Raw genomic sequence first — 26,059 nt, 5'->3', positions numbered from 1 at the left:
ACCTCAAGAAGGGGCACACCCCATGACCACCGCCGTCGAGTTCCGCCTCAGCGAGGCCGAACACGCCCTGCTGCCCACGCCCGAGGAGGTGGCCCACTACCGCGAGCACGGCTGGTACCTGTCCCGGAAGCTGTTCAGCGACGAGGAACTGGACACCCTCCAGGCCGCCACCGAGCTCTACTACGGCGGCCACCGCGACCGCGAACTGCCCGCCCGCCCGCCGCGCCTGGCCGCCTGGGAGCCCTCGCAGGGCCCGATCCAGCGGCACAACGACTACGTGCACTACGAGAGCGACGCCATCGGCGCGATCCTGCGCAAGCCGCTGATCGGCGCGGTCGCCGCCCTGCTGGCCGGCGCCGAGGAGATCCGGGTGTTCCAGGCGACCCTGATCTACAAGCCGCCGGTGCCCGGGGAGCCGAGCAACCAGGTGCCCTGGCACTTCGACAAGCACTACTGGCAGACCTCCACCTCGGAGGAGATGCTCACCGCGTTCATCCCGTTCCACGACTGCCGCGAGGAGAACGGCACCATCACCATGGTGGACGGCAGCCACCGCTGGCGGGAGATGGACTCCGGCGAGGACTCCACCCGCCACTTCGCCGACCGCGACCGCACCGAACTCGACGACATCCTGGCCGCCAACGCCGCCCACAACGGGCAGCAGGTGCGCACCGTCCCGATGCACATCCCGCGCGGCCACATGTCCTTCCACCACTGCCGCACCTACCACGGCAGCGGCCCCAACCTGGCCTCCTTCCCGCGCCGGGCCGTCTCGCTGCACCTTCAGGACGGCGCCAACGAGTACCGCCACCACACCCGGGCGGACGGCGGCCCGGTGGTGTACAACCACGACGTGCTGGTGCGCCGCACCGACGACGGCCGGCCCGACTACGCCGACCCGCAGTTCTGCCCGACCATCTGGCGGGGGGCCCGGTGACGGCTCCCCCGGCGACCGTGCCCCCCGGCGCCGCGGCTCCCGGCACCACTGCTCCCGGTGCCGCGGTTCCCGGCACCGCGCCGCTGGACACGCCGGCCGAGCGCTACCGGATGCTGCGGCTGATCCGCGGCTTCGAGGAGCTGGCGCTCGGCCTGGTGAAGGCCGGCGCGATCCCCGGCGGCATCCACCCGTACATCGGACAGGAGGCCGTCGCGGTCGGCGTCTGCTCGGCGCTCGGCCCCGCCGACCGGCTCACCAGCACCCACCGCGGCCACGGCCACGTGCTCGCCCGGGGCGCCGCACCGCACCGGCTGCTCGCCGAACTCGCCGGCCGCGTCGACGGGTTGAACGGCGGCCGGGGAGGCTCGATGCACGCCGCCGACCTCTCGCTGGGCATCCTCGGCGCCAACGGCATCGTCGGCGCCGGCGCCCCGATCGCGGTCGGCGCCGCCTGGGCCGCCCGGCAGGCCGGGGACGGCCGGGTCGCGGTGGCCTTCTTCGGCGACGGCGCGCTCAACCAGGGCGTGCTGCTGGAGTCGTTCAACCTCGCCGCGATGTGGCAGCTTCCGGTGGTGTTCGTCTGCGAGAACAACGGCTACGCCACCACCCTGCCCGCCGCCACCGCGGTCGCGGGCAGCGCGACCGGGCGGGCGGCCGCCTTCGGCATCCCCGCCGAGGAGGTGGACGGTATGGACACCGAGGCCGTCCGCGCCGCCGCCCTGCGCGCGGTGGAGCGGGCCCGGTCCGGCGGCGGCCCCGGCTTCCTGGAATGCCGCACCTACCGCTACGAGGGCCACCACACCATGGAACGCCGGATGAAACTGCACTACCGCACCCCCGAGGAGGTCGAGGCCTGGCGCGCCCGCGACCCGCTCCCCCGGGCCGCCGCCCAGCTGGAGCAGCTGGCCGTCGCCGAACTCGACGACGCGGTGGCCCGCCAGCTCGCCGCCGCCGAGGAGTTCGCCCTCGCCTCCGAACACCCCGACCCGGCCGGCGCGTCGGACCACCTGTACGCCGACGGCCTGCGGCCCCGAGCCGGGGCGGTGGCATGACCAGGCTCTCGTACACCAAGGCCCTCAACCGGGCGATCGCCGACGAACTCGCCGACGACCCGGCGGTCTGCGTCTTCGGCGAGGACATCGGCGCCGGGATGGCCGGCCCGACGCTCGGCCTGCTGGACCGCTTCGGGCCCGAGCGGATCGTCGACACCCCGCTGTCCGAACAGGCCTTCACCGCCATGGCGATCGGCGCGGCGCTCGCCGGGCGGCGCCCGGTGCTGGAGTTCCAGATCCCCTCGCTGCTGTTCCTGGTCTTCGAGCAACTCGTCAACCAGGCGCACAAGTTCTCGCTGATGACCGGCGGACAGGCGAGCGTCCCGCTGACCTGCCTGGTGCCCGGCTCGGGCTCCCGGGACGGCTGGGCCGGGCAGCACTCCGACCACCCGTACAGCCTGTTCGCGCACGCCGGGGTGAAGACCGTGGTGCCCGCGACCCCGACCGACGCCTACGGGCTGCTGCGCTCGGCGATCCGCGACCCGGACCCGGTCGTGGTGTTCGCGCCCGCCGCCGCCCTCCCGGTGCGCGAGACCGTCACCTGGGACCTCGCGCCGATCCCGCTCGGGCAGGCCCGGATCCACCGCCCCGGCACCGACGTCACCGTGGTCGCCGTCGGACACCTGGTGCACGACGCGCTCGCCGTGGCGGACGAGGTCGCCGAGGACATCTCGGTCGAAGTCCTCGACCCCCGCACGCTGTACCCCATGGATTGGGCCGCGCTCGCCGCCTCGCTGGAACGCACCGGCCGGCTGGTCGTCTTCGACGACTCCAACCGCAGCTGCGGCTTCGCCGCGGAGGTGCTGGCCACCGCCTCCGAGGAGATGCGCCTGATCGCCCCGCCCCGACGGGTCACCCGCCCCGACGGCACCGTCCTGCCGTTCGCCCCCGCCCTCGACCGCGCCCTGCAGCCCGGCCGCGAGCAGCTGCGCCACGCCCTGCACGCCGTCCTCAAGCACCCCTGAGACCCCTGAGACCCCCGAGCAGAAGGAGCCGCCTTGTCCACCAACCGCTACCACTGGGACCGTTCGCACCCCGGCCTGACCAGCCTCCAGCAGGCCATCGACCCGCTGCGCCGCGAGGTGGTCGGCCACGGCGTGTACGGCGGGCTGACCAGCATCGGGCGCGTCCGCACCTTCCTGGACAGCCACGTCTTCGCGGTCTGGGACTTCATGTCGCTGCTGAAGAGCCTGCAGCGCGACCTCACCAGCGTCGAGGTCCCGTGGGTCCCGAGCGGGCCGACCGCCAGCCGCCGGCTGATCAACGAGATCGTGCTGGTCGAGGAGAGCGACGAACTCGGGGAGGGCTACACCAGCCACTTCGAGCTGTACGTCGAGGGCATGCGGCAGGCCGGCGCCGACCCGGGCCCGGTGGAGGAGTTCCTGGGGCTGCTGGGCACCGGCACCGCCGTCCCGGAGGCGCTGAAGGCCGCCGCGGTGCCGCAGGCCGCCGTCGACTTCACCGGCACCACCTGGTCGATCATCGAGAACGCGCCGGTGCACTGCCGGGCCGCCGCCTTCGCCTTCGGCCGCGAGGACCTGATCCCGGACATGTTCGCCCAGGTGGTCGGCATCGACGACCCGGACGGCGTGCTCACCGTCTTCAAGGACTACCTGGCCCGGCACATCGAGGTGGACGGCGAGCAGCACACCCCGATGGCGATGCAGATGCTGATCGACCTGTGCGGCGACGACCAGGCCAAGTGGGACGAGTGCGCCGAGACCGTCCGCACCGCGCTGCGCGCCCGGGTGCAGCTGTGGACGGCGATCGAGGCCGCCTTCGCGTAGCGCGGCCGGGGCGCGGCTCACCCCGCGGCTCACCCGCGCCTCACGCCATGCGGTGCGGCTCAGACCACCTTCGGGACGGCGGCGGCCGACGCGGGCAGTTCGTCCGCCGCCGTCCGGAAACGGTGCAGCGCGGCCCGGCCCTCCGCCCCCCGCACCCGGGCGGCGAGCCGGGCCGGCAGCACCACGGTGGTCAGGTAGCCGGCGCCGCCGAACCCCTCAACCGTCCAACTCACCCAGGGAAGAGGGTAGTTGGCGGCCGGGCTGAAGAACACCGGCCGGTGCCCCTGGAGGCTCACCCGATAGGCCCCGAACCGGCTCCAGTTCGAGAAGCTGAACCGGCGCTCCTGCGGGTCGAAGCCCAGCGGCACGCAGTCCCGCAACCGGGAGCGGCCGAGCGAGGCCAGGAACCCGAGGTTGGAACGCAGGTTGAGGTGGGCGGCCGGGAACTCCTCGACCGCCGCCCGCAGCGCGCCCGCGAGCGCCGCCGGGCCGTCCTCGGGCCGGTGCGACACGTGGACGTCGCCCAGCAGGTTGCCCACCAGGGCGGGTGAGAGTCCGAGCCAGCGCCGGGCGTTGACCGGTACGGTCAGCCAGCGCTCCGCCCCGTCGCCGTCCAACTCCCTTATGGTGCTGACGACATGAGCGCAGAGCACGTCACCGGAGGAGAGCCGCCGGCCGGCCGTCGCACTGAACTCCGTGCGCATCCGCTCGACTTCGGCGTCCCCGAAGTAGATCTGGACGGTCCGGTTGGCCCGCGGACCGAGCGCCACCTCGCGGGCCAGCAGCTGCGCCTGCGCCGTCGAGGGCACCCGGAAGCCGGGCCGTCCGCAGTCCTCGGCCGGGAGCACCCGGTCCAGCAACTCGTCCTGGTCCTCGACCAGTTCGGCCTCCGGTAGCTCCTCGCCCTCGACCGCCGCCGACCAGATCCGCAGCAACAGCATGAAGCTGTGCAGATCGCCGATCGCGTGGTGCCAGGAGCATCCCAGCACCGTCCCCCCGTCGCCGGTGCGGGTGACCCGGACGGTGAGCAGCGGAACGCCGCCGCCGCGCGCGGCCGGGGCGTCCACCGGATCGACCAGTTCGGAGCCGGCGGCCGTCACCCGGCCCATCGCCTCGGCGAGCGTGCCGTCCACGGTGTAGACGTCCAGCGGGACGCCGGAGTCGTCACAGACCGCTTCGAGGGCGCCTCCCCCGCCGGTGCGCAGCCGCCCGGCGAACACCGGCACCCGGTCCAGTGCGCGGGCCAGTCCGGCGGCCAGCCGGTCCTCGTCCAGCGCCTGGTCGAAGTAGAGCACGACCGAGACGGCGAGGTCCGCCAGCATGGTGTCCATCAGGCCGCAGTGCAGCACCGTTCCGGGGGCGCGGCCGGCCCTGACAGTCCGGGATCTTCGCAACACCGGCCAACTGTTCATGCGTTCCGTCCCCGGTTGTTCTGCGGGTGGCGTGCGGGCACGCCGAACGATAGTGCCGCGCCGTCACAGTGGTCCAGTCCAATCCCGGGATCCGGAAAGGCCGCTGGACTGCTGCGGCGATAGAATGCCCAGCATGGGAGAGCGCCCGGGCGCACCCACCGCGCCGCCCCTCGTCCTGGTCACCGACACCGGGTCGCTGCTGATCGACCCGGCCCTGGCCTACCACCTCGGCCGCGACCCGACCAGCGAGATCGTCCTGGACGACCCCCGGGTCTCCTGGCACCACGCCGTACTGCGGGCCACCGACGGGCACTGGCTGCTGGAGGACGTCGGCAGCACCAACGGCACCTACGACCAGGGCCACCGGGTCGACCGCGAGGACATCGGCCCCGGCACCCGGCTGCGCTTCGGCGACCCGGCCGACGGCCCGTCCGCGACCTTCGCCGGCCTGCCCCGCCCCGACCCCGGCGAGCGGCCCTCCCTGCTCGCCCCGCAGGCCTCCGGCACCTTCCGCAGCCCCAGCTCGGTGCTCCAGCTGCCCGGCCGCACGGTCCGGATCGGCCGCTCGCACGACAACGACCTGGTCCTGGACGACCTGGTGGTCTCCCGCCACCACGCCGAACTGCGCGAACTGCCCGGCGGCGGCCACGAGATCGTCGACCTGGACAGCCACAACGGCACCTACCACAACGGCCGCCCGGTGCAGCGGGCGCCGGTCGGCCCGGCCGACATCGTCGGCATCGGCCACTCCGCGCTCTGCCTCGCCGACGACCACCTGGTCGAGTACACCGACACCGGCGAGATCTCCCTGGACGTACGGCACCTGGTGGTCCGGGTCGGCTCCGACCACCGGGTGCTGCTGGACGACGTCAGCTTCCCGCTCGCCGAGAAGGCGCTGCTGGCGGTGGCCGGCCCGAGCGGCGCCGGCAAGTCCACCCTGCTCAACGCCCTGACCGGGCTGCGCCCCGCCGACGAGGGCACCGTGCTGTACGACGGGCGCGACCTCTACCGCGACTACGCCGAACTGCGCCGCCGGATCGGCCTGGTGCCGCAGGACGACATCCTGCACACCCAGCTCACCGTCCGCCGCGCGCTCGGCTACGCCGCCGAACTGCGCTTCCCCGGCGACACCGCGAAGCACGAGCGGGAGGCCCGGGTCGTCGAGGTGGTCCACGAGCTGGGCCTGGCCGGCCGGGCCGACCAGGTGATCGGCAGCCTCTCCGGCGGCCAGCGCAAGCGGGTCAGCGTCGCGCTGGAGCTGCTCACCAAGCCCTCGCTGCTGTTCCTCGACGAGCCGACCTCCGGTCTGGACCCGGGCATGGAGCGCTCGGTGATGCACATGCTGCGCGGGCTGGCCGACGACGGCCGGACGGTGGTCGTGGTGACGCACAGCGTGCTGAGCCTGAACGTGTGCGACCGCCTGCTGGTGCTCGCCCCCGGCGGCCGGACGGCCTACTACGGCCCGCCGGGCGAGGCGCTGGCGTTCTTCGGCTTCGCGGAGTGGCCGGAGGCCTTCGAGGCCTTCGAGAGCGAGGACCACGAGGCCTGGCAGCGCCGCTTCCGCTCCTCCCCGCAGTACGAGCGGTACGTCGCCGCCGAGGCGGTGTCCCTGACGCCGGCCGCGGTACCGGGAGCGCCGGCCGCGGCATCGGGAGCGCCGGAGGCGGCGGGGCCGGCGCAGGCACCGGTGGCCGGGCGGGACCCGATCGGCTGGGAGAAGCCGCAGGGCTGGTTCTCCCAGTTGGGCACCCTGGTGCGCCGGTACACCGCGGTGCTCGCCGCCGACCGGCTGTTCCTGACCATCATGGTGGTGCTGCCCTTCGTGATCGGCCTGATGTGCCGGGTGATGGCCGGCTCCCGGCTCACCCCGGACAACGCCGTGAACTGCCTGCTCACGCTGTGCATCGGCGGCCTGCTGACCGGCGCCGCCAACTCGGTGCGCGAGGTGGTCAAGGAGCGGGCGATCTACCGCCGCGAGCGCGTGGTCGGACTGTCCAGATCGGCGTACCTGGTCTCCAAGGTGGTGGTGCTCGGCACGGTCACGGTCGCCCAGGCCGCCGTGCTGACCGTGGTCGGCCTGGCCGGGGTGGACCTCTCCTGGGCGGTGCCGACCGGGGTGGTGATGCCGCAGCTGCCCGAACTGATCATCGCGGTCGCGCTGCTGGCGTTCTCGGCGATGATGCTCGGCCTGGTGGTCTCGGCGATCGTGGACAAGGAGGAGGCCACCATGCCGCTGCTGGTGCTCCTCTCGGTGGTGCAGATCGTCTTCAGCGGCCTGATGCTCAAGCTGCACGGCGTGCCCGGGCTGGAGCAGTTCGCCTGGCTGATCCCGTCCCGCTGGGGCATGGCCGCGATGGCCCGCACCGTCGAGCTGCACGGCATCTTCCCGACGGCGATCACCGCCGACCCGATGTTCCGCCACGAGCGCGCCGGCTGGCTGCTCGACATCGCGGTGCTGCCCGGCCTCGCGGTCGCGTACGGGCTGCTGGTGCTGGCCCTGCTGCGGCGGCACGAGCCCGCGATCATGCGGCGCTGAGCCTCGAAGGGCGACCCCGGGCCCCTGCCGACCACCGCCGGTACAGTGGGAAGCGACCTGTGGTGCGAGTCCCATCGCTATGACCGCGCGCAGCCGCGGGCTCGCGCGGCGGAGGAAATGTAGCCGCCCATGGACGAGTTCGCGTTCCGCCCCACCCACGTCGCCCCACCGGCCGGGATGGCCACCTGGGCGGCCCCGGACCCGGCCCGGCCCGCCACCCGGCTGGACGCGCTGCTGCCGGTGCGGGTGGTCGCCCGGCAGGGCGACTGGGCGCAGATCCTCTGCTCCAACGGCTGGACGGCCTGGGTCGACGGCCGTCTGCTGGTCGCCCTCCCGGAGCCGCCGCCCACCGCCGGGGGCCCGCCCGCCCGGACGGCGGACCCGCGCCCGGCGCTCGTGGAGGCCGAGGCCGCGGTGGCCCGCTACCGGGCCCTGCTGGAGGACCTCGCGGCGGGCGCCCTGGACCTGGAGGCCTTCCGGGAGCGGACCCGTGGCCTGCGGATCGGCTTGGTCGTGGACGCCGAGGCGCTCTGGGTGTTCGACCCGGTGCGCGACCGCTGGTGCTACTGCGACGGGCTCCAGCTCCAGACGTACGCGGCCACCGACCGGCCGGTGCCCGGGTCGTCGCCCACGCCGTCCCCCACGCCGTCGCCCGCCCCCGCCACCCCGCCGGGGCCCGCGCCCGCTCCGTACGCCCCCACCCGGCCGGGCGCGCCGTGACCCCGGCCGAACGACCCCCCGAACGCCCCCTCGACCGGCCGGCCGCCCAGCCCGCGGTCCAGTCGGCCGAACGAGTACCCGAAGACCACCCCGGCCATGCCGACCAGCTCGACCATGCCGACCGGCCGTCCGCACCCGGCCTGCCGGCCGGCATGGTCGGGCGCCGGATCGCGGGCTACCGGCTGGAACGCGAGATCGGCCGCGGCGGCATGGCCGTGGTGTACCGGGCCAAGGACCTGCGGCTCGGCCGGACCGTCGCGGTCAAACTGCTCGCCCCCGAACTGGCCCGCAACGAGGTGTTCCGGCAGCGCTTCATGCACGAGTCCGAGGCCGCCGCCGCGATCGACCACCCGCACATCATCCCGGTGTTCGAGGCCGGCGAGCACGACGGCATCCTGTTCATCGCGATGCGCTACGTCGAGGGCGGCGACCTGCGCGGGCTGATGAACCGGGGCGGCCCCTTCTCGGCCGAGCGGACCGCCCAGCTGGCCCTGCAGATCGCCTCCGCGCTCGACGCCGCGCACGACCACGACCTGGTCCACCGGGACGTCAAGCCCGGCAACGTGCTGGTCGCCGCCGGGACGGACAGCGAGCACCCCGAACACCTGTACCTGGCGGACTTCGGCCTCACCAAGAAGTCCCTCTCGCTGAGCGGCCTGACCAGCGTCGGCCAGATCGTCGGAACGCTGGACTACGCCGCGCCCGAGCAGATCTCCGGCAAGCCGCTGGACGGGCGCTGCGACCAGTACGGCCTCGGCTGCGTGGTCTTCGAGATGCTCGCGGGCGCCCCGCCGTTCCGCCGGGAGAGCGACGTGGCGCTGCTCTGGGCGCACCTCAACGACCCGCCGCCCGCGTTGCGCGACCACCGCCCCGACCTGCCCGCCGCCGTCGGGGCGGCGGTCGCCCGGGCGCTCGCCAAGGCCCCCCAGGACCGCTATGCCAGCTGCCTGCAGTTCGTCGCCGAGCTGCGCGCGGCCACCGCCGTCGTGCCCGGCCTCAGCACCGCGCCAAGGGCGTGGAGCGGGAGCGGGAACGGGCCGCCGACCCGGGTCGTCCAGGCGGTCGTCCCCGGGCTCGCCGCGGCGGCCGTCGTGCCCGAGCCGCCCGCGTGGGCCGCCCCGGTCGTCCACCCGCCGCCGCGGTGAGCGCCGTACCGTCCACCGCCGTCCACCGCCGTCCGACCCCCAGGAAGCCGACCGCCATGAACGCCGTGAGCCAGGTCTTCGCCGTGATCGCCGCCGCGGTCCACCTCCTCGCGTGGCCGCTGGAGAGCTTCCTGTACGGCCACCCGCGGGTGCGCTTCCTGCTCACCGGCAGCACGGCGGACGCGCCGGAAGTCCGGCTGTGGCGCTTCAACGTCGGCTTCTACAACCTGTTCCTGGCGCTCGGCCTGGTCGCCGGACTGGTCCTACTGCACACCGGGCACGCCGCCTCCGGCCGCGCCGTGATCAGCTACGTCGCCGCGTTCATGGTCGCCGGCGGGATCACCCTCTTCGCCTCGGAGCCGAAGGTCTGGCGCGGCGCCCTCGCCCAGGCGCTGCCGGCGGCGGCGATCCTCATCGCCGAGGCGTTCTGAGCGCGCGCCGCCCGGCAGCCGTCACCCCGCCCCGGGCACCTCGCCACCCGAGACCTGGCCACCCGAGACGTCGCCACCGGGGACGTCGTCGCTGGAGACCTCGCCCCGGCGGCCGGTGCGGGCGGCCAGCAGGGCGCCCAGCGCGCCGGCCAGCAGGCCCCAGCCCGCCGCCAGCGGGACGGCCGTCCACAGCACCGGGCGCAGGGTGAGGCTGCCGCTGCCGAGGCCGGCCAGCGGGTTGGCGCCGCCGAGGAACGAGCCGATCAGGTCGCCGAGGCCGCCCTGGCCGACGCCGACGCCGAGCACCGACAGCCCGTAGTCGGCGTCCGCCCTGGTCCAGAGCCCGACCAGCAGCACCGTCACCGCGCCGGCCAGGGCGAACCGGACGGCGTGCTGCCAGAGCCGGACGGTGCGCGGCGAGCGGTACGCGGCGAGGAAGCCGGCCGCGAGCAGCAGCACGGCGGCCAGCGGCAGCAGCCACCAGCTGCGCGCGTCCTGGTCGGCGAGGGTGCCCAGGCTGATGGTGGCCTGCTGCCCGTCCGGCGCCCGCAGCACCTCGGCGAGCGGCCTGGGCACCGGCAGGCCGAGCGCGCCGCTGAGCCGCCCGTGCCACTGCGCGCCGAGCCCGACGCCGAAGGCCAGCCAGACCAGGTCGGGCAGAGCGAGCAGCAGCACGGCCAGGGTCTGCCGGGCGTTGCCGTGCACGATCGCGGTCAGCACCCCGGCCGCCAGCCCGATCACCAGGTACGCCAGCAGGACCAGCCAGAGCGCGAACGCGGCCGGGCGGACGGCCAGTTGGTAGGGCAGCAGGGCCCGCGGCAGCGGTGCCCGCCGGGACACCGCGAAGGTGCCCGCGAGGACGACGAGCAGCCAGGCCAGCCCGATGCCGACCGTGCTCAGGGCGTCCGCGTGGAAGCCGACCTCCGGGGTGAGCCCGAGCGCACCGCCGATGGTCTGCGCCAGGTCGCCGCCGAGCGGGACGACGAAGGTGTGCCGGGCGCCGAGGGTGAGCAGCGCGAGGGCGACCAGCCAGAGCACCACCGTGCGGGCGATCCGGCCGAGCAGTTCGCCGCCGCCGGCCACCGCGCGAAAACGCAGCTGACGCAGGAACACCTCGGCCATCACCACCGCGCCGGCCAGCGAGACGGACAGCGGCATGGCACTGATCCCGGCATCCACTGCGGCGAACTGCCCGGCTCCGCCGTCGAGTTGGACGGCGCCGCCGACGGCCAGCACCACCGCCCCGGCCAGCACGGCCGGGAAGCCGCCCCCCGGGAGGTCGTCGGCGCCGGCCAGCCAGAGGCCGAGCGCGGCCACCGCCGCCATGGCGGCGAACCCGGCCAGCACCACGGCGAGCGCGTCCAGCCAGCCGCGCAGGGCGCCGGGCGGGCCCGCGACCCGGGTGGTGGGCTGCTGCATGGCGCCTCCTCGGTGCGTCGGGCTTCGCGTTCCAGGGTGGCCGACACCCGGCGGGCACGCTCGGCGACGGTTTCCGCACCTGCTGTTGCGGCGGGTGGGGAGCCGGGGGGAAATGGAGGCCAGTGGCAGGAGCTTCCCGGGTCGGCGCATCCGCCGGCCGCCTGCGAAACGGAGCCTCGATGAGTTCCCAACCGCCCCCGTCCGGCCCGCCGAGCGAGCCGCCCCACGGCCCCCCGTCCGGCCCGCTGGCAGGTCCCCCGTCGGGCGGCGGCCAGTTCGGGCCGCCGCCCGGGTCATCCGGCCCTTCCGGGCCTTCCGGGCCGTCTGGTCCGTCAGGGCCGTCCGGTCCGTCCGGTCCGTCAGGGCCGTCCTCCGGCGGCGGTCGGGGGCCGCACACGCCGTGGTGGCGCTCCGGGCGGGGGCTCGCGTTGGCCGCCGGCACGCTGGCGGTGGCCGTGGTGGCCACCGTGCTGATCGTGAACAGCCAGAGTGGCGGTCACCACGACACCCTGCCGGCCGCCAACGAGGTGGCCCTCCAGGCCCCGGCCGACCCGGGGCCGGACCCGTTCACCCCATCGGTGGAAACCCAGGGGGTGAGCGCCCCCGCCCCCGCCCAGGAGCCGCAGTCCGGGCCGGCGCCGCAGTCCGCCCAGGCACCGCAGTCCGGGCCGGGCGGCCGGTCCACGGCCGCCTCCCCGGCGGTGATCCACAGCGTCGAGGGCAGCTCCGCCGGGCTGTACGGCGGGACGATGACCAAGCCCAGCTGCGACACCGAGCGCCTGATCGGGATGGTCTCCAGCGGGGACTCCGGCCGCGCCTGGGCCTCCGCCGCGGGCGTCCAGCAGTCCGAGATCCCGTCCTACCTGCGCTCGCTGACCTCGGCCTACCTGCGGGTGGACACCCGGGTCACCAACCACAACTACAAGAGCGGCGCCGTCGCCGAATACCAGTCCGCGCTCCAGGCCGGCACCGCCGTCCTGGTGGACTCCCAGGGCGTGCCCCGGGTGCGCTGCTCCTGCGGCAACCCGCTGAAGCCGCCGGTGCTGGTGAGCGACGCCAAGTACACCGGGAAGGCATGGGCCGGCTTCCACCCGACCACGCTGGTCGTCGTGGTGCCCGCGCCACAGCCGGTGACCGAGATCATCCTGGTGAACATCGAGACGGGCGGCTGGTTCTCCCGGCTGACCGGGCGGATCGACGTGGTCGACCGGAACGTCGGACCGCCCAAGGGGCCGCTGGCGCCGGGCGTCCCGCCGCCGGGGAAGATGACGCCCACCACGCCGGCGGGCACGGCCTCGACGTCGCACTCGACCTCCGCCTCGTCCTCCGGGGCCACCTCCGGGGCGACCTCCGGGTCCGGCTCGGCGACGACCTCGGGTTCGACCTCGTCCGGGGCGACCTCCTCGGGGGCCACGTCCTCCGGAGCGACCTCGTCCGGGGCGACGTCCTCGGGCGCCTCGACCGGGACGGGCTCCGCCTCGGCAACGTCGTCCACCTCCTCGGGCACCCCGACCGGGACGACCAGGACGACCGGCACCTCGTCCGCGTCCACCGGCTCCTCGACCGGCTCGTCCACGGGGTCGTCCGCAGGCTCCTCGACGGGTTCGTCCACGGGTTCGTCCACCACCAAGACACCGACCCAGACCCCGACCCAGACGCCGAGCACCAAGGCCCCGGCGACCACGACCGGATCCACCACGACGAACACCACCAACGGCACCACCAACGGCACCGCCCCCGGCACCACCGCGACGGCCCCCGAACCCCCGAAGACCGCGACGGCCGGGAGCGCCACCCCCAGCTGATCCGCCCGACTCCCCCGCACCACCCGCCACCACCCGCCGCCACCGGCCGCCCGTCCGCCGGTGGCGGCGACGCGTCTCAGGGCAGCAGCACCTCGGCGTCCTCGGGCCCCAGCACCCGGCCACCGGCCGCGCGGACCTCCATCGCCTCGATCGGCGCGCCCGACCCGCGTTCCACCAGCCGGGCGCGCGGCTCGCCCTCCGCGAAGAACCACTGGTCGCCCCACTGCCGCAGCGCGGTGATCACGGGGAAGAGGGCGCGCCCCTTCTCGGTCAGCACGTACTCCTGGTACGGGCTGCCGTCGGCGGCCGGCGCGAGCTCGAACACCCCGTTGGCGACCAGGTTGGTGAGGCGGGCCGAAAGGATGTTCCTGGCGAGGCCCAGGTTCTTCTGGAACTGCCCGAAGCGGCGCAGCCCGTCGAAGGCGTCGCGGACGATCAGCAGCGTCCAGCCGTCGCCGACGACGTCGAGCGGGCGGGCGACCGGGCAGGTCGACTCCTCGTGCGTGGTGCGCTTCGGCACTTCTCCCACCTTCCACCGGTCGGCGCCCAGCCTAGCGGCGAGTCGCGTGGTTGCTTATTAAAACCACAGTATGCCAGGGTGGCGTGGTAGCACTTTGAAACCAGTCCGACCGTGCCCGCCACCAGGAAGTCCCGCCCATGACCTCGCCCACCCGCGCCACCACCGCCGAAGCGCCCCCGCGCGGCCTGCCACCCGCCGCCGCCTGGCTCCTCTCCGTCGCCTGCGGCCTCGCCGTCGCCAACGTCTACTACTCACAACCCCTGCTCGACCTCATCGCCGCGGACTACGGCATCGACCCGGCCACCATCGGGCTCGTCGGCACCCTCACCCAGACGGGCTACGCGCTCGGCCTGCTGCTGCTCGTCCCGCTCGGCGACCACGTCAACCGCCGCACCCTCACCACCGCCCAGCTCGGGCTCTCCGTGCTCGCCCTCGCCGCCGTCGCGCTCGCCCCCTCCGCGCCGCTGATGCTTGCCGCGATGGCCGCCGTCGGAGTCCTCGCGGTGGTCGCCCAGGTCGTCGTCGCGTACGCGGCCTCGCTCGCCGCGCCCGCCGACCGGGGCCGGGTGGTCGGCACCGTCACCAGCGGCATCGTGGTCGGCATCCTGCTCGCCCGCACCGTCGCCGGCACCATCGGCGACCTGGCCGGCTGGCGCGCCGTCTACGTGGTGTCCGCCGTCGCCACCGGCGCGATGGCCCTCGCCGTCGCGGTCGTCCTCCCGACCGAACGCCACCGGCCGACCGGGCAGACCTCTCAGGCCGGGCCAACCTCGCAGACCGCTCGGATCAGCTACCCCCGGCTGATCGGCTCGGTGTTCACGCTCTTCGCCGAGGAGCCCGTGCTCCGCGCCCGGGCGGTCCTCGCGCTGCTCACCTTCACCTCCATCACCGTCCTGCTCACCCCGATGGTGCTCCCGCTCGCCGCCCCGCCGTTCAACCTCAGCCACACCCAGATCGGACTGTTCGGCCTGGCCGGCGCTGCCGGAGCCCTGGGTGCCGGCCGCGCGGGCCGGCAAGCCGACCTCGGTCGGGCCGAACGCACCGCCGGCATCGGCCTGTTGGCCATGCTCGCCGCCTGGATCCCGGCGGCCCTGCTGCCGCACTCGGTGTGGTGGCTGGTGCTCGCCATGGTGGTGATCGATTACGGCCTGCAGTCCGTGCACGTGGTCAACCAGCACCTGCTGTACCAGGTCCGCCCCGAGGCGCAGAGCCGGCTCACCGCCGGGTACATGCTGCTCTACTCCGCCGGCTGTGCGGCGGGCGCGATCGGCTCCACCGTCGTCTACGAGCACTGGGGCTGGACGGCCGTCTGCCTCCTCGGCGCGGCCACCAGTCTGGCCGCACTGCTCTACTGGCTTGCCAGGAAGCAGAATTGACGAAGCCTCGGAACGACTCCTCCCCCTGATCCGGCGGCGTCCGCGCCAGGTCGTCGGCGAAGTCCACCGCCGTGTCACTCTCGAAGGGGGCTTCGCCCCGGCCACCGACGGCGCGTCACGGGGCGGGTATCGTCCGAGCCATGAAGGCAGTGTTACGCCGGGTGTGGTCCCTTCCGTTGGCGGGCGCGGTGGTCTCGCTGCTGGTGCTCTGCTGGAGCCTGTTCGCCGCGTCCGCGCAGTGGCGGGCCGCGAGCCGGATAGACGCCGCGCCGCTGCGGGTGGACGGGACGGTCAGTGCCGTGACCCTGCGCAAGGGCGGCTGGCTCTACACCGTCACCTACCGGGTGGGGGATCGCGACTACCGCACGTCGGCGCTCGGCCTCAAACGGGTCGAGAAACCGCACGTCGGGATGACCGTCCCCCTGGAGGCGGCGGCGGACGACCCGGCCACCGTCCGCGTGGCCGGTGACCACTACCCCAACGACGACATGCCCGCGACCTACGTGCTGGCCGCGGTGGGCGCCACGGCGGTCCTGCTGTGGCTGGTCGGCCTGCTCGTCCAGCGCGCCCGGGGCCGGACTCCCCTCCTGTGACGGCCGGTTCGGCCGCCGGGCCGGTTCGCCCACCGCCTCACGGGTGCGGCCGCACGGCGCCCGCCGCCGCCCGTCAGTCCACGCAGGGGATGCCGCCGGCCTTGACGGCGGGGCCCTGCATGGGGAGGCCGGCGGCGGGGTCGGTGGCCGCGTCGCCCGGCCCGGTGGTGGCGGCGGAGGGGCTGGGGGTGCGGGTGACGGCGAGGGTGACGACGATGTGGCCGGGGGCGACGACGGCGGCCGCGGTGGCGGTGACGCCGTAGCGGGTGGCGAGCTGCTGGGCGTCGGCCTTGGCGCCGCTGCCGTAGGTGACGGTGGTGGCCCTGGTCCTGGCGGCGGCGTCGCCGATCCTCCCCGCCTGGTAGCCGAGTTCGGTGAGGGCCTTGGACTCGGTGGCGGCCGTGCCGGCGCCCGCGGCGGCGTTGACGTCCACGACGGCCCTGGTCGCGGTCGGGGAGGCGGCGGCGGACGGCGAGGGGGTGGCCGGCTCGGTGACCGTCTCGGTGGGCGCGGGGACGGCCTGGACGGGGGCCGGCTCGCGGTTGAACAGCTGCCGGACGATCTTCTTGATCAGCTCCGGGTTGACGGTGTTGACCTCCTGGCCGCCGACGGTCTTGAACCCGGTGATCGGCAGGGTGTTGAACTCGACGTTCCCGCCGGTGAGGTTGGGCGCCTGCTGGGCGAAGTCGAGGATGTTCCACTCGTTGTCGATGACGACGTCCTTCTTCACCACCCCGAACAGCCTCTGCATCTGCCCGAAGTCGTTGAGGATGCCCTGCTGCTTGAGCCGGTACTCGACGGAGGAGATGAACGCCTGCTGCCGGTGGGTGCGGTCGAGGTCGCCGTTGGCGAGGTGGTGGCGCTGGCGGACGAAGGAGAGGGCCTGGGCGGCGTTGAGGGAGCTGATGCCGGCGGGGAGCTTGAGGCCGGTGCCGCCGCCCTCGTGGGCGGCGGTGCGGGCGGTGATCGGATCGTCGACGGGGTGGTTGAGGCAGACCTGGATCGGCTCGACGGCCTTGGCGATGTCGTAGAAGCCGATCAGGTTGACCTCGGCGAAGTGGTCGATCGGGACGTCGAGGAAGCCCTGCACGGTCTGGATGGTGGCGGAGCGTCCGGCTTCGCGGCTCTGCCGCTCCAGGTCGGCCTTGGAGAGCCCCTTGCCGGCGAGTTTCTGCTCGGCGGCCACCTTGGCGATGCCGTAGGCCTCCTTGATCTTGTGCATCTTGCCGTCGGCGCCGAGGGTCTGCACGTAGTCGTCGCGCGGGACGGACAGCGCGGTGACCTTCCCGCCGTTGGCCGGGATGTGCAGGACGATCAGGGCGTTGGTGTTGTAGCCGCCGATCTCGCTCGACCCGGCGTGCAGTTCGTCCTCGACGAACTGCTTGGGCAGGTCGTTGCCGTCCATGTCCTTGCGGCTGTCGAGGCCGATCAGCAGCAGGTTGACGGACTTGTCGAGGTGGGGCGGGGCGTTCTTCTTGGCCTCGCTCAGCGCGGTGGACTTGGTCATGCCGTCGTCGAGGCTGCGGTACTCGTACCAGGTGAAGCCGCTGGCACCGAGGACGGCGATGGAGACGGTGCAGGCGAGGGTGCGCCCGGCGACGGTCAGCGGGGCGGCGGCGCGGCGCGGGGCGCGGCCGCGCGGGCGGAGGCGGGCGGCGCGTTCAGCCACGACGGCTCCTTCCGGTCGGGGTACCCGCCCTGCGGAGCCGTCGGCGGTCGAGCGCGATGCGGACCGCGACGACCAGCAGCGCGACCCCCACCGCCGCCGCCATCACCGGGAAAGCCCCCACCACCCACCGCAGCGCGCCGGTGCCGAGCTGCTTGCCCTGGTACGCGTCCCGGTTCGCCAGGTACTCGATGCCGGCGGCGCCGAGCAGCACCACGAGCGGGGCCGCGGTGACGACCCACCAGCGGCCGGCCCGGCTGCACAGCGCCGCCGCGGCGCCCGTCCCGCCCACCGCACCGACCGCGAAGAGCACGCCGACCCCGGGGCCCCCGAGCTCGTCCGCGACACCGCCGAGGACAGGCAGGCCGACGGCGGTGAGCAGCACCGGCAGCCGGCCGCCCCGGCGGGCCTGCGGCCGGCGGCGGGAGGCCGCGGGCCGTGGCGGGCGGGCGGCGGGCGGCGCGGCGGGCTCCGCCGGGGCGGCCGCGCGCGAGCGCTGCGCGGGCAGGGCGGGGTCCTCGGTGCGCGGTCCCGCGTCCTGGTACGGCGTTCTCGCCCGCTGGCCGGCCATGCGCACTTCCCTCGCTCGTTTCGGCTGCCGCGGCGCGTGCGCGCCGCTGTGCGTGCCGGGACGCGTTCCGTCCTGGTGGCGGTTCCCAACTTCTACAGGGCTGTAGAAGTTGGGCTGGAGCATACAAACCCATTCCGGCAAAGTCACCCGCCGTCCTTCGGCAGCGGCCGAACGCCTGGTGGGCCGTCGTTAGGATGGTCATGATCCCCCGCCACGTCGGCACACCATCAGGAACGCGTCAGAGGAGCAGAGCGTCACCATGTTTGAGAGTCTGAAGAACCTCGCGGACAAGGCCACCGACCTCGCCCGCGAGCACAGCGGCGTGCTCGGGCAGGGCCTGGACAAGGTCGGCGACGTGATCGACGACCGCACGGACGGCAAGTACAGCGGCCAGATCGACACCGGCGTCGAGAAGGCCAAGGGCTTCCTGCGCAACCTCGACGGCGAGCAGAAGCCGGCCGAGTAGCCTGCCACCGGGCACGGTCGCCGGCACGATCGGCAGTACGACGGTCGAACAAGGGCACGGGCACACGGGGAGGGGTCGGCAGCGATGAGCGAGGGGCAACAGGGGTCGCGCTGGGGGCGCTGGCTGGTCGTCGGCGTACTCGTCGCGGCCGGGTGGGGCATCGTCCACGGCGGTGACCACCCCACCACGGCGTCGTCCGGCGCCTCCCCGTCGGCGGCCCCGTCCCCGGACGGTGCCGGGCCCTCCGCGTCCGCCCCGTCCGGGTCAGCCTCGACCGCGCCGTCGAAGCCGTCCGGCCGCTACGACCCCGCCGACTACGCGGCCCCGGTGCGCCGGTTCGCCGCCGAGGCCGGGGTCAACCCGCAGCTGCTGATGGCGATCCTCTACAACGAGTCGTACAAGCCGCACGACCCGGAGCTCGAACGGGCCTGGCAGCGCGGCAAGCCCGAAGCCTCCTTCGGCATCGCCAACATGCACCGCGCCGCCTTCGACGACACCAAACCCGGCCGCCCCTTCGCCGACCGCCAGTGGGAGGAACTGCCGGACGACCGCGACCTGGCCGTCCAGGCGGCCGCCTGGCACCTGCACGACCTGGCCGGGCAGCTCCCGGCGCGGCCGAGCGCGCCGCTGAACCACGACGAGCTCCTCGCCCTCGGCTACAACGCCGGCGCGGGCAACATGCTGGCCTTCGCCCGGGGGGTCAAGGTGGGCTCCCAGGCGCAGTCCTACCTCGACCGGCTGCACGACAACTGGGCCAAGTCCGGCACGGCCGTCCAGTAGCGCGGCCGCCCCCGGGGGCGGGGGCGGCCGCGCCGGGAATCAGCTGGCGTCGAGGCGGGCGGCCCACTGCGCGCGCCAGGCCAGCGCGTCGGCGACGCCCTCCGCGATGCCCCGCCGCGGCTCCCAGCCGAGCAGCTCGCGGGCGGTGTCGACGGCCGCGTAGCAGCCGATCACGTCGCCCGGCCGGGGGCCCGCCTCGCGGACGTCGAGCTTCGCGCCGACGGCCTGCTCGAAGGCGGCGATCAGCTCGCGCACGGTGGTGCCGTCGCCCGTGCCGACGTTGATGACCCGGTAGCGGTCCTCGGCGCCCTCGGCGATCACCTCGTCGAAGCGGAGCAGCGCCGCGACGTGCGCCTCGGCGAGGTCCCGCACGTGGACGTAGTCGCGGATGCCGGAGCCGTCCCTGGTCGCCCAGTCGACACCGGTGACGGTGAACGGGGTGCCGTTGGTGTGCGCCTCGATCAACTTGCCCAGGGCGTGCGTGGGGTTGAGGTCCTGGAGCCCGCTGCGCAGCCGCGGGTCGGCGCCGATCGGGTTGAAGTAGCGCAGGGAGATGACCCGCTGCCGCTCGGCGCCCTCCCCCCTGGTCCAGTCCTGGAGCACCTGCTCCATCATCAGCTTGGTGCGCGCGTAGGGGCTGTTGGCCTCGACCGGGCTGCTCTCGTCGACCCGCGCGTCCGGGGTGGGCGCGTAGATGGAGGCGGAGCTGCTGAAGACGACGCGGGTGCAGCCGTGGCGCTGGAGGGCGTCGAGCAGTTCGATGGTCTTGCCGACGTTCTCCCGGTAGTAGTACAGCGGCCTGGCCACCGAGTCCGGGACGACGATCCTGGCCGCGCAGTGCACGGCGGCGTCGATGTCCGGGTGCTCGGCGAAGATCCGGTCGAGCAGGGCCACATCGGCGACGTCGCCCTGGTAGAACACCTTGCCCTCGACGAACTCGGCCCGGCCCTTGGACAGGTCGTCCAGGATGACCGGGGTGATGCCCTGGTCGAGGAGGGCGAACACCACCGAACTGCCGATGAATCCCGCGCCGCCGGTGATCAGGACCTTCTTCATGCGCGGACGCTCCCTTGCGGTCGGCCGGGCGCCCGGTGGCGCCCGGTGATCTCTGGGACGGTGGTTCGCGCTCGATGGTTCCGCCGCCGGGCTCAGCGGTGGGGGCGGCGGCGGACTCAGCGGTGGGGGCGGCGGCGGAGCCAGAAGCCGGTGGCGACCAGCACGACGGCCGCGACGGCGGTGCCGATCGCGGCCCAGGTGGCGGCGTCGGGCATGGTGTCGGAGGGGGTGTCGCGGGCGGCGGAGCGGGCCCGGGCGGCGCTGTCGGCGGCCGGCGGGGCGGTCGGGGCGGCGGGTGTGGGAGTGGGAGTGGGAGTGCCCGTGGGAGCGGGCGCGGGTATCGGAGCCGGGGCGCCGGTCGTCGCGCCCGTCGCCCCCGGCAGCGGAGGATCGCCGACCACCGCGGCCTCGACGTCGAGTTCACCCTCGCCGTGCCCCGGCGAGGGGAATGCGCAGTCGACGCTCACCCGCCAGTGCCCGGCCGGGAGGATCTCCCGGGTGGTGTACGTCCCCGGCTCGCCCGGGACGGCGACCAGGCGCCAGGGGCCGACCGTGCGACCGTCGGTGGCCGTCGCGGCCAGCGTGCCGGTGAACTCCCCGGTGACCGGGTCGTGGTCGTTCTCCCAGGTGGCGACGGTGCTGACGCGGCCGTTCCGCTGGCCGGAGACGTCCAGGTGGACGGTGTCGCCGTGGGCGGCGACCGGCACGGCGGCGGGCAACACGGCCGCACCGGCGAGGGCGAGGGCGGCGACGAAGGGTCGGGTTCGCATGGCGGGCAATCCTCGTGAGGGGTGAGGGGCAGGGAGCGGTGACGCCGGGTGCGGGCGCCACCGGGTGGTGGCGGCGCCCGCACCCGGCGCCGCCGGACGGTCTCAGGAGGCCTTCAGCAGCGGCCGGTTGTTGCACGGCCGGCCGTTCGGGCTGCTGGAACTCCCCCCGGGGGCGTGTCTTGTGGATCAGGACACGCCCTAACCGACCACCGTAGTACCAGCGGCCGTCGAGCCCGAGCACCAGCGCGCCGCCACCCGCCGTGAAGTGAACCGGCCGACGCCGGAGGCGAGTTGCCGCTACGGGGGGCGCGGCTCCGCGCTCCGGCGTCCCATCGCGTTTCCCCTCCTCGTGCGAGGTACGGGCGCCCCGCGGAGCGGGGCCCGAACCTTCCGGCACTCAGGAGAGCGGTGGGCCGCACGGGAATAACGAAAACCTCTTGCGAAATTCAGCCGCTCGCACGCGGCGGACCGGGTCGCGCGAAGTGGAGGGGGGCAACCCGAGAGCCCCCGGGGGACAACCCCGGACATGACGGTGCCGGGAAGCGCACTCGGGGGGTGTGCGCTCCCCGGCAACGGGGTGGTGGCGGCCACCCGGCCGGAGTCCCGGGGCCTGGGCTCAGACGGCCGTGACGGGAATGCTAGGGCGTGCCACGGGGCCCTGACCAGAGTCCTGAACTGGCCAATTCCCGCCCAGGACATGCCGGCTGAGACCGAAGACTGACGCATCGTCAACCACCGGCCAGGCCGCCGACCGGCCACCGGAACCGGTCAGGCCGCCGCCCGCACCGGGGCCTGCTGCGCCGCCGCCCGCCCGCCGGCGCAGCCGCCGTGCAGCCGGGCCAGCCCGGCGGCCAGCCCCGCCCGGTCCCCGGCGAGCCACAGGCGCAGCGCGGCGGACAGCGCGGCGCTGGCCGGTCCGCTCGACGGGCCGCCGGTCCGCGCGATCCGCTCGCCCAGCAGCGGCAGCAGGTCCGCGATCGGGGCGGGCAGCCAGAGGGTCAGGGCGCAGGGGGCGGGCCGGGCCAGGACGCGCCGCAGTTGCAGCGCGGAGGCGTCGTCGTGCAGCGCGGGGATGACCTCCAGCAGGCCGTCGACCACCACCTCGGAGACGTCCCCGCCGTGGCCGCGGGCGAGGGCCCGCAGCAGCGCGCGTTCGGCGGCGGTGATCCGGACGGTCAGCATGACCTCGTCGCAGTCCATGGTCCCGGTTCCCCTGTCGTGGAAGTCGTGGCGGTCGTGGCGGTCGTGGCCATCGGGGCCGGTGGGCCCGCCCCGGTGGTTCTCCTGCCCGTCAACGAGGCTCCGCTACCGGCGTTATCAGGCCGTAGTGGCCGTCGTAGCGGCGGTAGAGCACCCGGGCACGGCCGTCGTCGGGGTCGGCGTAGCAGACGAACGGGCCGCCGGTCAGCCAGATCCGCCGGGCCGCCTCGGTGAGGTCGAGCGGGTCCGCCGGGTCGGCGCCCGTGGACCGGCCCGCCTCGGGCGCGCCGCTGAGCGGGCAGCGGTGGACCAGCGCGTCCCGGCCGGTCACAGCGTCCGCGAAGAGGTGGAACGGCCGGTCCAGCGCGAGCAGTTCGCGGGTGGCCTGCTCGGGGGTGCGGCGGGCGAGGACGACCTCCTTGCGCCGGGCGATCCGCCGTTCGGCGAGCGGGCGGGCGGCGTACTGCGGGCGGTAGGCGCTCTCGTGGGCGGCGGCGAATCCGATGTCGCCCTGTTCGCGCAGCCGGGCGGCCCGGCCGGCGAGGGTGCCCAGGGCGACGTCGACGGCCTCGCGGGCGGTGGCGGCGGCGAGTTGCACCTGGACCGGACCGGCGCCGGCCAGGTCGACGTGGGCCTGCGCGAGGGCGGGCCGGGTCATGGCCCGGTCGCGCACGCGGGTGAGCCGGATGCGCAGCGCGCGGGTTCCGGGGCCGAGCCCGGCCGCCGTGTCCAGTGCCTGCGCCCGGGCGTACTCGGCGTTCTCGCGCGGCAGCTCGCCGCGGATCTCCACCCGGACGTCGAGGGCGGGCTGGTGGCGCAGACTGGTCATCAGGGTCCTCCTTCTCCCGGACCATGCTGGCCCTCGGGCGGCCGGGCGGCGAGGGTCCAAAGACCCTGCGCGAGGGGCCCGGCCCGGATCTTTCCGGTGGGGCCTTCGCCGCAGGTCAGCACCGCGTTCCGGGGCGGTCGGAGCCACTGCGGATGATCGACCGTTGGAGTGATCCACCCGCGTTCGGCGCAACGCCCGTCGAACCGGCGCGTTTGCCATGACGTGCGCCCCTCCAGCCGGGGCACGCGCGGATCCGCGCGAGCCGGCCCCCCACCTCCCGGCCGGCCCGTCGGGGCCCCCGGTACCGTCCGCACCGGCTCCTCTGATGAGAGGTACTGACATGACCCTGCTGACCGAGACGCGGCAACGGGACCTCCCCCCGAGAACCGCACCCACCGCACCCCGCGCCACCCGCTCGGCCGTCCCCCCGCTCGCCCCCGGCGCCGTCCCCGGCCTCGGCCACGCGGCCGCCCTGCTGCGCGACCCGCTCGGCTTCCTCGGCTCGCTCTCCCGGCACGGCGGCGTCGTCCGGATCCGGCTCGGGCCGCGCACCGTCTGCGTGGTCACCGACGCCCCGCTCGTCCACACCCTGCTCGTCGCCCTCGCCTACGACTGCCCGCGCGGCGCCGTCCAGGACACCCTCAAGACGGCGTTCGGCGACGGCCTGCTGATGTCCGAGGGCCAGGCCCACCGCGACCGCCGCCGGATCATCCAACCCGCCTTCGGGCCGGACCGGATGGCCGAGTACGTCGCCGTGATGCACCAGGTCACCGAGGAGCGGGCCAGGCGCTGGCACCCCGGGCAAGTCCTCGACGTGGCCAAGGAGATGAACCACCTCGCGCTGGAGATCGTCACCCGCTCGCTGTTCGACGCCCGGCTGAGCGAGGATGCCACCCTGGCCTTCCACCAGGCCCTGCCGGACCTGGTGAAGGGCCAGATCGTCCAGTCCCTCTACCCGCACCCGGCGCTCGCCCGGCTGCCACTGGCGGTCAACCGGCGCTTCGACGCCGCCGTCCGGGTGCTCAACCAGGTCGTCGACCAGGCCGTCAGGCCGACGGGCACCCGATCCACCGAGCGGGGCGGCACCCTGCCCGCCCTGCTGCGCGCCGCCACCGACCCGGGCACCGGCCGGCCGCTCACCGAGGCGGACGTCCGGTCCGAGGCGATCACCATGTTCGGCGCCGGCACCGAGACCGTCTCCACCACGCTGACCTGGCTCCTCGACGAACTCCTGCGCCACCCCGAGGTGGAGGCCCGGGTGCTCGCCGAACTCGACGAGCACCTGCCCGCCGGAGCCGTCCCCACCCCCGAGGCGCTGGCCAGGCTCACCTACACCCGCAGCGTCACCCAGGAGGTGGTGCGGCTGCACGCGCCCAACGCCTTCCTGATGCGCACCGCCCAGGTGCCGGTGGACCTCGGCCCGTACCGGATCCCGGCCGGCACCGAACTGCTCTACAGCCTCACCGCACTGCACCGCGACCCGGACCGCTACCCGGACCCGCTGCGCTTCCGCCCGGAGCGCTGGCAATCCGGCGGGGCCGGGCGGCACTCCTTCCTCCCGTTCGGGGCCGGCAAGCACAAGTGCATCGGGGAGGCCTTCGCCTGGGCCGAGCTGACGGTCGCGGCGGCCGCGATCCTGCGCCGCTGGCGGCCGGTGGCCGTCCCCGGCGCCCGGGCCCGGGAGGTGGTGTGGACGACGGTCCAGGCGCACGGGCTGCGCGTGCGGCTGACCCCGCGCGGCGCCCGGGTGCCCCGCCCGGACAGCCCGCCGGACGACCGGGTGGGAGAGGACCGGGCGGGGGACGACCGGGCTGGAGAGGACCGAGCGGGAGAGGACCGAGCGGGAGAGGACCTAGCGGGGGACGACCGGGCGGCCGTCGAGGCCCCGCCGGCGGCCCGCTGCCCGGTGAGCATCCCCGCCCCGGCCCCCGCCGCGCCCCAACTCCCGCAACGGTCCGGCGAACTGCGCACCGCCGCGGCCCGGCACGCCGCCTGGGTGGTCGGCCGCAACCTCCTCACCCCGCCCGAGATGACCCGCTACGGGGCCTACGCCCTGCACGAGTTGATCGGCCACGCCTTCCCCCGCGCCCACGGCGCCGACCTCGACCTGCTGGTGGACATGCTGGGCTGGTTCACCATCCTCGACGACCGCTTCGACGGCCCGCCCGGGCGCCGCCCCGTCGAAGCCCGCGACGTCGTCGACCCGCTCATCGACGTCCTGTACCGCACCGGGGCCGATCGGACGGGCGCCTCCGCGCCGGTCGGCGCGGGCCCGGCGCCGCGCTCCGGCGACCACGTGCTCCGCGCCTGGCACGACCTGTGGAGCCGCCAGGCGCAGGGCATGTCCCCCAACTGGCGCGCCCGGGCCGCCCGGGAGTGGCAGGCCTGCCTGGAGACCTTCCCCGCCGAGGCCGAACACCGCGCCCACGGCACCGTCCCCGCCCTCGGCCTGCCCGAGACCATGCGGCTGCGCCGCCACGGCAGCTGTCTCTACCCGTTCATGAACATACTGGAACGGGTCCACGGCGCCGACGCCCCCGCCGCCCTCCACGCGGAGCCCGCACTGCACCGGCTGCGTGCCAACACCGCCGACGCCGCCACGCTGATCAACGACCTGTACTCACTGGAGCGGGAGGAACGCCAGAGCGCGGCCGCCTTCAACACCGTCCTCACCCTGCAACGGATCCGCGGCTGCACCCGCAGCCGGGCCGTCGGCGCCGTCCGCTCCCGGGTCGCCCGGCTGCGGCGGGAGAACGACGCCCTTCGCAGCGACCTGCGCCACCGCCACCCGGCCGGGCGCTGGTACCTGGACGGCACCCGGGAGCTCATCGAGGGCGTCCAGGCCTGGACCAGCACCAGCGACCGCTACCTCGTGACGGACGGCCCTCGGACGTAGGGGCTCTCTTTCGGATCACGCCGGGCGCGCGACGCCGGAGCACGCACCTCGCCGCGTTGTCGTCGGTCGCCGATACTCCGCATGGACTCCCT

Annotated in this window: 23 protein-coding genes; 14 read left to right on the top strand and 9 right to left on the bottom strand. The window is 74.7% G+C overall.

All coding sequences use genetic code 11. The annotated features are described in order from the left end of the window. The first annotated feature begins 22 nt into the window (after window positions 1-22). Genes AB0R04_RS24475 through AB0R04_RS24460 form a run of 4 tightly spaced genes read left to right on the top strand, consistent with a single transcriptional unit; the run spans window position 23 to window position 3,776 of the window. A complete protein-coding gene (locus AB0R04_RS24475) occupies window positions 23-937 on the top strand; it encodes a phytanoyl-CoA dioxygenase family protein (RefSeq protein WP_363374652.1) in 915 nt (304 codons plus the stop codon). Continuing rightward, window positions 934-1,989 (top strand): thiamine pyrophosphate-dependent dehydrogenase E1 component subunit alpha, encoded by a 1,056-nt coding sequence (locus AB0R04_RS24470; protein WP_363374649.1) that lies wholly within the window; start codon window positions 934-936, stop codon window positions 1,987-1,989. The genes AB0R04_RS24475 and AB0R04_RS24470 overlap by 4 nt, the downstream gene beginning before the upstream one ends. Continuing rightward, entirely contained in the window at window positions 1,986-2,954 is a 969-nt protein-coding gene (locus tag AB0R04_RS24465; RefSeq protein ID WP_363374646.1) for a transketolase C-terminal domain-containing protein, read from the top strand. Before AB0R04_RS24470 ends, AB0R04_RS24465 begins: the two co-directional genes overlap by 4 nt. 33 nt (window positions 2,955-2,987) lie before the next feature. Beyond that, window positions 2,988-3,776: a DUF3050 domain-containing protein gene (locus tag AB0R04_RS24460; RefSeq protein ID WP_063350656.1), complete on the top strand. Its 789-nt coding sequence runs from the start codon at window positions 2,988-2,990 to the stop codon at window positions 3,774-3,776. Between the two features lie 59 nt (window positions 3,777-3,835). Here AB0R04_RS24460 and AB0R04_RS24455 read toward each other — a convergent pair whose 3' ends face one another. Continuing rightward, window positions 3,836-5,173 (bottom strand): acyltransferase, encoded by a 1,338-nt coding sequence (locus AB0R04_RS24455; RefSeq protein WP_363374643.1) that lies wholly within the window; start codon window positions 5,171-5,173, stop codon window positions 3,836-3,838. A gap of 148 nt (window positions 5,174-5,321) precedes the next feature. Here AB0R04_RS24455 and AB0R04_RS24450 point away from each other — a divergent pair, with 148 nt between their 5' ends. From AB0R04_RS24450 to AB0R04_RS24435, 4 genes are all read left to right on the top strand, one after another. Continuing rightward, window positions 5,322-7,724 (top strand): ATP-binding cassette domain-containing protein, encoded by a 2,403-nt coding sequence (locus tag AB0R04_RS24450; RefSeq protein WP_363374640.1) that lies wholly within the window; start codon window positions 5,322-5,324, stop codon window positions 7,722-7,724. A 129-nt stretch (window positions 7,725-7,853) separates the two neighbouring features. Beyond that, window positions 7,854-8,444 carry a hypothetical protein gene (locus tag AB0R04_RS24445; protein WP_363374637.1) on the top strand — a complete coding sequence of 197 codons (591 nt, stop codon included), beginning with the start codon at window positions 7,854-7,856 and terminating at the stop codon, window positions 8,442-8,444. A 152-nt stretch (window positions 8,445-8,596) separates the two neighbouring features. Next, a complete protein-coding gene (locus AB0R04_RS24440; RefSeq protein WP_363374834.1) occupies window positions 8,597-9,589 on the top strand; it encodes a serine/threonine-protein kinase in 993 nt (330 codons plus the stop codon). A gap of 56 nt (window positions 9,590-9,645) precedes the next feature. Next, on the top strand, window positions 9,646-10,020 hold the full coding sequence (locus tag AB0R04_RS24435; protein WP_350885526.1) for a DUF1304 family protein: 375 nt from the start codon (window positions 9,646-9,648) through the stop codon (window positions 10,018-10,020). A gap of 21 nt (window positions 10,021-10,041) precedes the next feature. Here AB0R04_RS24435 and AB0R04_RS24430 read toward each other — a convergent pair whose 3' ends face one another. Continuing rightward, the gene (locus AB0R04_RS24430) at window positions 10,042-11,439 is read right to left on the bottom strand and encodes a streptophobe family protein (protein WP_363374634.1); all 1,398 of its coding nucleotides are present in this window, start codon (window positions 11,437-11,439) and stop codon (window positions 10,042-10,044) included. Between the two features lie 428 nt (window positions 11,440-11,867). Between AB0R04_RS24430 and AB0R04_RS24425 the strand changes: the two genes are divergently transcribed. Continuing rightward, window positions 11,868-13,244 (top strand): DUF6777 domain-containing protein, encoded by a 1,377-nt coding sequence (locus AB0R04_RS24425; protein WP_363374632.1) that lies wholly within the window; start codon window positions 11,868-11,870, stop codon window positions 13,242-13,244. A 76-nt stretch (window positions 13,245-13,320) separates the two neighbouring features. On the opposite strand, the gene AB0R04_RS24420 is transcribed toward AB0R04_RS24425, so the two are convergent. Beyond that, window positions 13,321-13,764 (bottom strand): helix-turn-helix domain-containing protein, encoded by a 444-nt coding sequence (locus tag AB0R04_RS24420; protein WP_363374630.1) that lies wholly within the window; start codon window positions 13,762-13,764, stop codon window positions 13,321-13,323. 137 nt (window positions 13,765-13,901) lie between these two features. Here AB0R04_RS24420 and AB0R04_RS24415 point away from each other — a divergent pair, with 137 nt between their 5' ends. Beyond that, window positions 13,902-15,140 carry an MFS transporter gene (locus AB0R04_RS24415; RefSeq protein WP_363374627.1) on the top strand — a complete coding sequence of 413 codons (1,239 nt, stop codon included), beginning with the start codon at window positions 13,902-13,904 and terminating at the stop codon, window positions 15,138-15,140. Window positions 15,141-15,280: 140 nt separating this feature from the next. Continuing rightward, window positions 15,281-15,733 carry a hypothetical protein gene (locus AB0R04_RS24410; RefSeq protein WP_363374625.1) on the top strand — a complete coding sequence of 151 codons (453 nt, stop codon included), beginning with the start codon at window positions 15,281-15,283 and terminating at the stop codon, window positions 15,731-15,733. Window positions 15,734-15,806: 73 nt separating this feature from the next. Here the strand turns inward: AB0R04_RS24410 and AB0R04_RS24405 are convergent, their stop codons facing one another. Both AB0R04_RS24405 and AB0R04_RS24400 read right to left on the bottom strand, forming a co-directional pair. Then, window positions 15,807-17,402, bottom strand: coding sequence for an LCP family protein (locus AB0R04_RS24405; protein ID WP_363374622.1), 1,596 nt, complete (start codon window positions 17,400-17,402; stop codon window positions 15,807-15,809). After that, entirely contained in the window at window positions 17,395-17,970 is a 576-nt protein-coding gene (locus AB0R04_RS24400; protein ID WP_363374620.1) for a DUF6542 domain-containing protein, read from the bottom strand. The genes AB0R04_RS24405 and AB0R04_RS24400 overlap by 8 nt, the downstream gene beginning before the upstream one ends. Window positions 17,971-18,229: 259 nt before the next feature. Between AB0R04_RS24400 and AB0R04_RS24395 the strand changes: the two genes are divergently transcribed. Further along, window positions 18,230-18,436 carry an antitoxin gene (locus AB0R04_RS24395; protein ID WP_063350645.1) on the top strand — a complete coding sequence of 69 codons (207 nt, stop codon included), beginning with the start codon at window positions 18,230-18,232 and terminating at the stop codon, window positions 18,434-18,436. Between the two features lie 84 nt (window positions 18,437-18,520). Further along, window positions 18,521-19,216: a lytic transglycosylase domain-containing protein gene (locus AB0R04_RS24390; protein ID WP_363374618.1), complete on the top strand. Its 696-nt coding sequence runs from the start codon at window positions 18,521-18,523 to the stop codon at window positions 19,214-19,216. 39 nt (window positions 19,217-19,255) lie between these two features. Here AB0R04_RS24390 and galE read toward each other — a convergent pair whose 3' ends face one another. The 4 genes from galE to AB0R04_RS24370 all read right to left on the bottom strand — a co-directional run bounded on the left by galE (window position 19,256) and on the right by AB0R04_RS24370 (window position 23,071). Continuing rightward, window positions 19,256-20,272, bottom strand: a complete 1,017-nt coding sequence (gene galE, locus AB0R04_RS24385; RefSeq protein WP_363374615.1) for a UDP-glucose 4-epimerase GalE — start codon at window positions 20,270-20,272, stop codon at window positions 19,256-19,258. Between the two features lie 116 nt (window positions 20,273-20,388). Then, window positions 20,389-21,042 (bottom strand): hypothetical protein, encoded by a 654-nt coding sequence (locus AB0R04_RS24380; RefSeq protein ID WP_363374612.1) that lies wholly within the window; start codon window positions 21,040-21,042, stop codon window positions 20,389-20,391. A 768-nt stretch (window positions 21,043-21,810) separates the two neighbouring features. Continuing rightward, window positions 21,811-22,242: a hypothetical protein gene (locus tag AB0R04_RS24375; RefSeq protein ID WP_363374611.1), complete on the bottom strand. Its 432-nt coding sequence runs from the start codon at window positions 22,240-22,242 to the stop codon at window positions 21,811-21,813. Between the two features lie 91 nt (window positions 22,243-22,333). Further along, on the bottom strand, window positions 22,334-23,071 hold the full coding sequence (locus AB0R04_RS24370) for a sigma 54 modulation/S30EA ribosomal C-terminal domain-containing protein (RefSeq protein WP_363374608.1): 738 nt from the start codon (window positions 23,069-23,071) through the stop codon (window positions 22,334-22,336). Between the two features lie 340 nt (window positions 23,072-23,411). Here AB0R04_RS24370 and AB0R04_RS24365 point away from each other — a divergent pair, with 340 nt between their 5' ends. Further along, the gene (locus AB0R04_RS24365) at window positions 23,412-25,967 is read left to right on the top strand and encodes a cytochrome P450 (protein ID WP_363374606.1); all 2,556 of its coding nucleotides are present in this window, start codon (window positions 23,412-23,414) and stop codon (window positions 25,965-25,967) included. Window positions 25,968-26,059: the final 92 nt, after the last annotated feature.

Origin of the sequence: Kitasatospora sp. NPDC056731, assembly GCF_040687675.1 — a bacterium.
Lineage (GTDB): Bacteria > Actinomycetota > Actinomycetes > Streptomycetales > Streptomycetaceae > Kitasatospora.
Note: the sequence above shows the minus strand (reverse complement) of the source record. Positions and strands in the feature narration are given on the sequence as shown.

Excerpts from the sequence above, each read along its gene's own strand:
- AB0R04_RS24475 (WP_363374652.1), top strand. The coding sequence starts at position 23 with ATGACCACCGCCGTCGAGTTCCGCCTCAGCGAGGCCGAACACGCCCTG.
- AB0R04_RS24465 (WP_363374646.1), top strand. The coding sequence starts at position 1,986 with ATGACCAGGCTCTCGTACACCAAGGCCCTCAACCGGGCGATCGCCGAC.
- AB0R04_RS24450 (WP_363374640.1), top strand. The coding sequence starts at position 5,322 with ATGGGAGAGCGCCCGGGCGCACCCACCGCGCCGCCCCTCGTCCTGGTC.
- AB0R04_RS24445 (WP_363374637.1), top strand. The coding sequence starts at position 7,854 with ATGGACGAGTTCGCGTTCCGCCCCACCCACGTCGCCCCACCGGCCGGG.
- AB0R04_RS24440 (WP_363374834.1), top strand. The coding sequence starts at position 8,597 with ATGGTCGGGCGCCGGATCGCGGGCTACCGGCTGGAACGCGAGATCGGC.
- AB0R04_RS24435 (WP_350885526.1), top strand. The coding sequence starts at position 9,646 with ATGAACGCCGTGAGCCAGGTCTTCGCCGTGATCGCCGCCGCGGTCCAC.
- AB0R04_RS24430 (WP_363374634.1), bottom strand. The coding sequence starts at position 11,439 with ATGCAGCAGCCCACCACCCGGGTCGCGGGCCCGCCCGGCGCCCTGCGC.
- AB0R04_RS24415 (WP_363374627.1), top strand. The coding sequence starts at position 13,902 with ATGACCTCGCCCACCCGCGCCACCACCGCCGAAGCGCCCCCGCGCGGC.
- AB0R04_RS24410 (WP_363374625.1), top strand. The coding sequence starts at position 15,281 with ATGAAGGCAGTGTTACGCCGGGTGTGGTCCCTTCCGTTGGCGGGCGCG.
- AB0R04_RS24400 (WP_363374620.1), bottom strand. The coding sequence starts at position 17,970 with ATGGCCGGCCAGCGGGCGAGAACGCCGTACCAGGACGCGGGACCGCGC.
- AB0R04_RS24395 (WP_063350645.1), top strand. The coding sequence starts at position 18,230 with ATGTTTGAGAGTCTGAAGAACCTCGCGGACAAGGCCACCGACCTCGCC.
- AB0R04_RS24390 (WP_363374618.1), top strand. The coding sequence starts at position 18,521 with ATGAGCGAGGGGCAACAGGGGTCGCGCTGGGGGCGCTGGCTGGTCGTC.
- galE (WP_363374615.1), bottom strand. The coding sequence starts at position 20,272 with ATGAAGAAGGTCCTGATCACCGGCGGCGCGGGATTCATCGGCAGTTCG.
- AB0R04_RS24380 (WP_363374612.1), bottom strand. The coding sequence starts at position 21,042 with ATGCGAACCCGACCCTTCGTCGCCGCCCTCGCCCTCGCCGGTGCGGCC.
- AB0R04_RS24375 (WP_363374611.1), bottom strand. The coding sequence starts at position 22,242 with ATGGACTGCGACGAGGTCATGCTGACCGTCCGGATCACCGCCGCCGAA.
- AB0R04_RS24370 (WP_363374608.1), bottom strand. The coding sequence starts at position 23,071 with ATGACCAGTCTGCGCCACCAGCCCGCCCTCGACGTCCGGGTGGAGATC.
- AB0R04_RS24365 (WP_363374606.1), top strand. The coding sequence starts at position 23,412 with ATGACCCTGCTGACCGAGACGCGGCAACGGGACCTCCCCCCGAGAACC.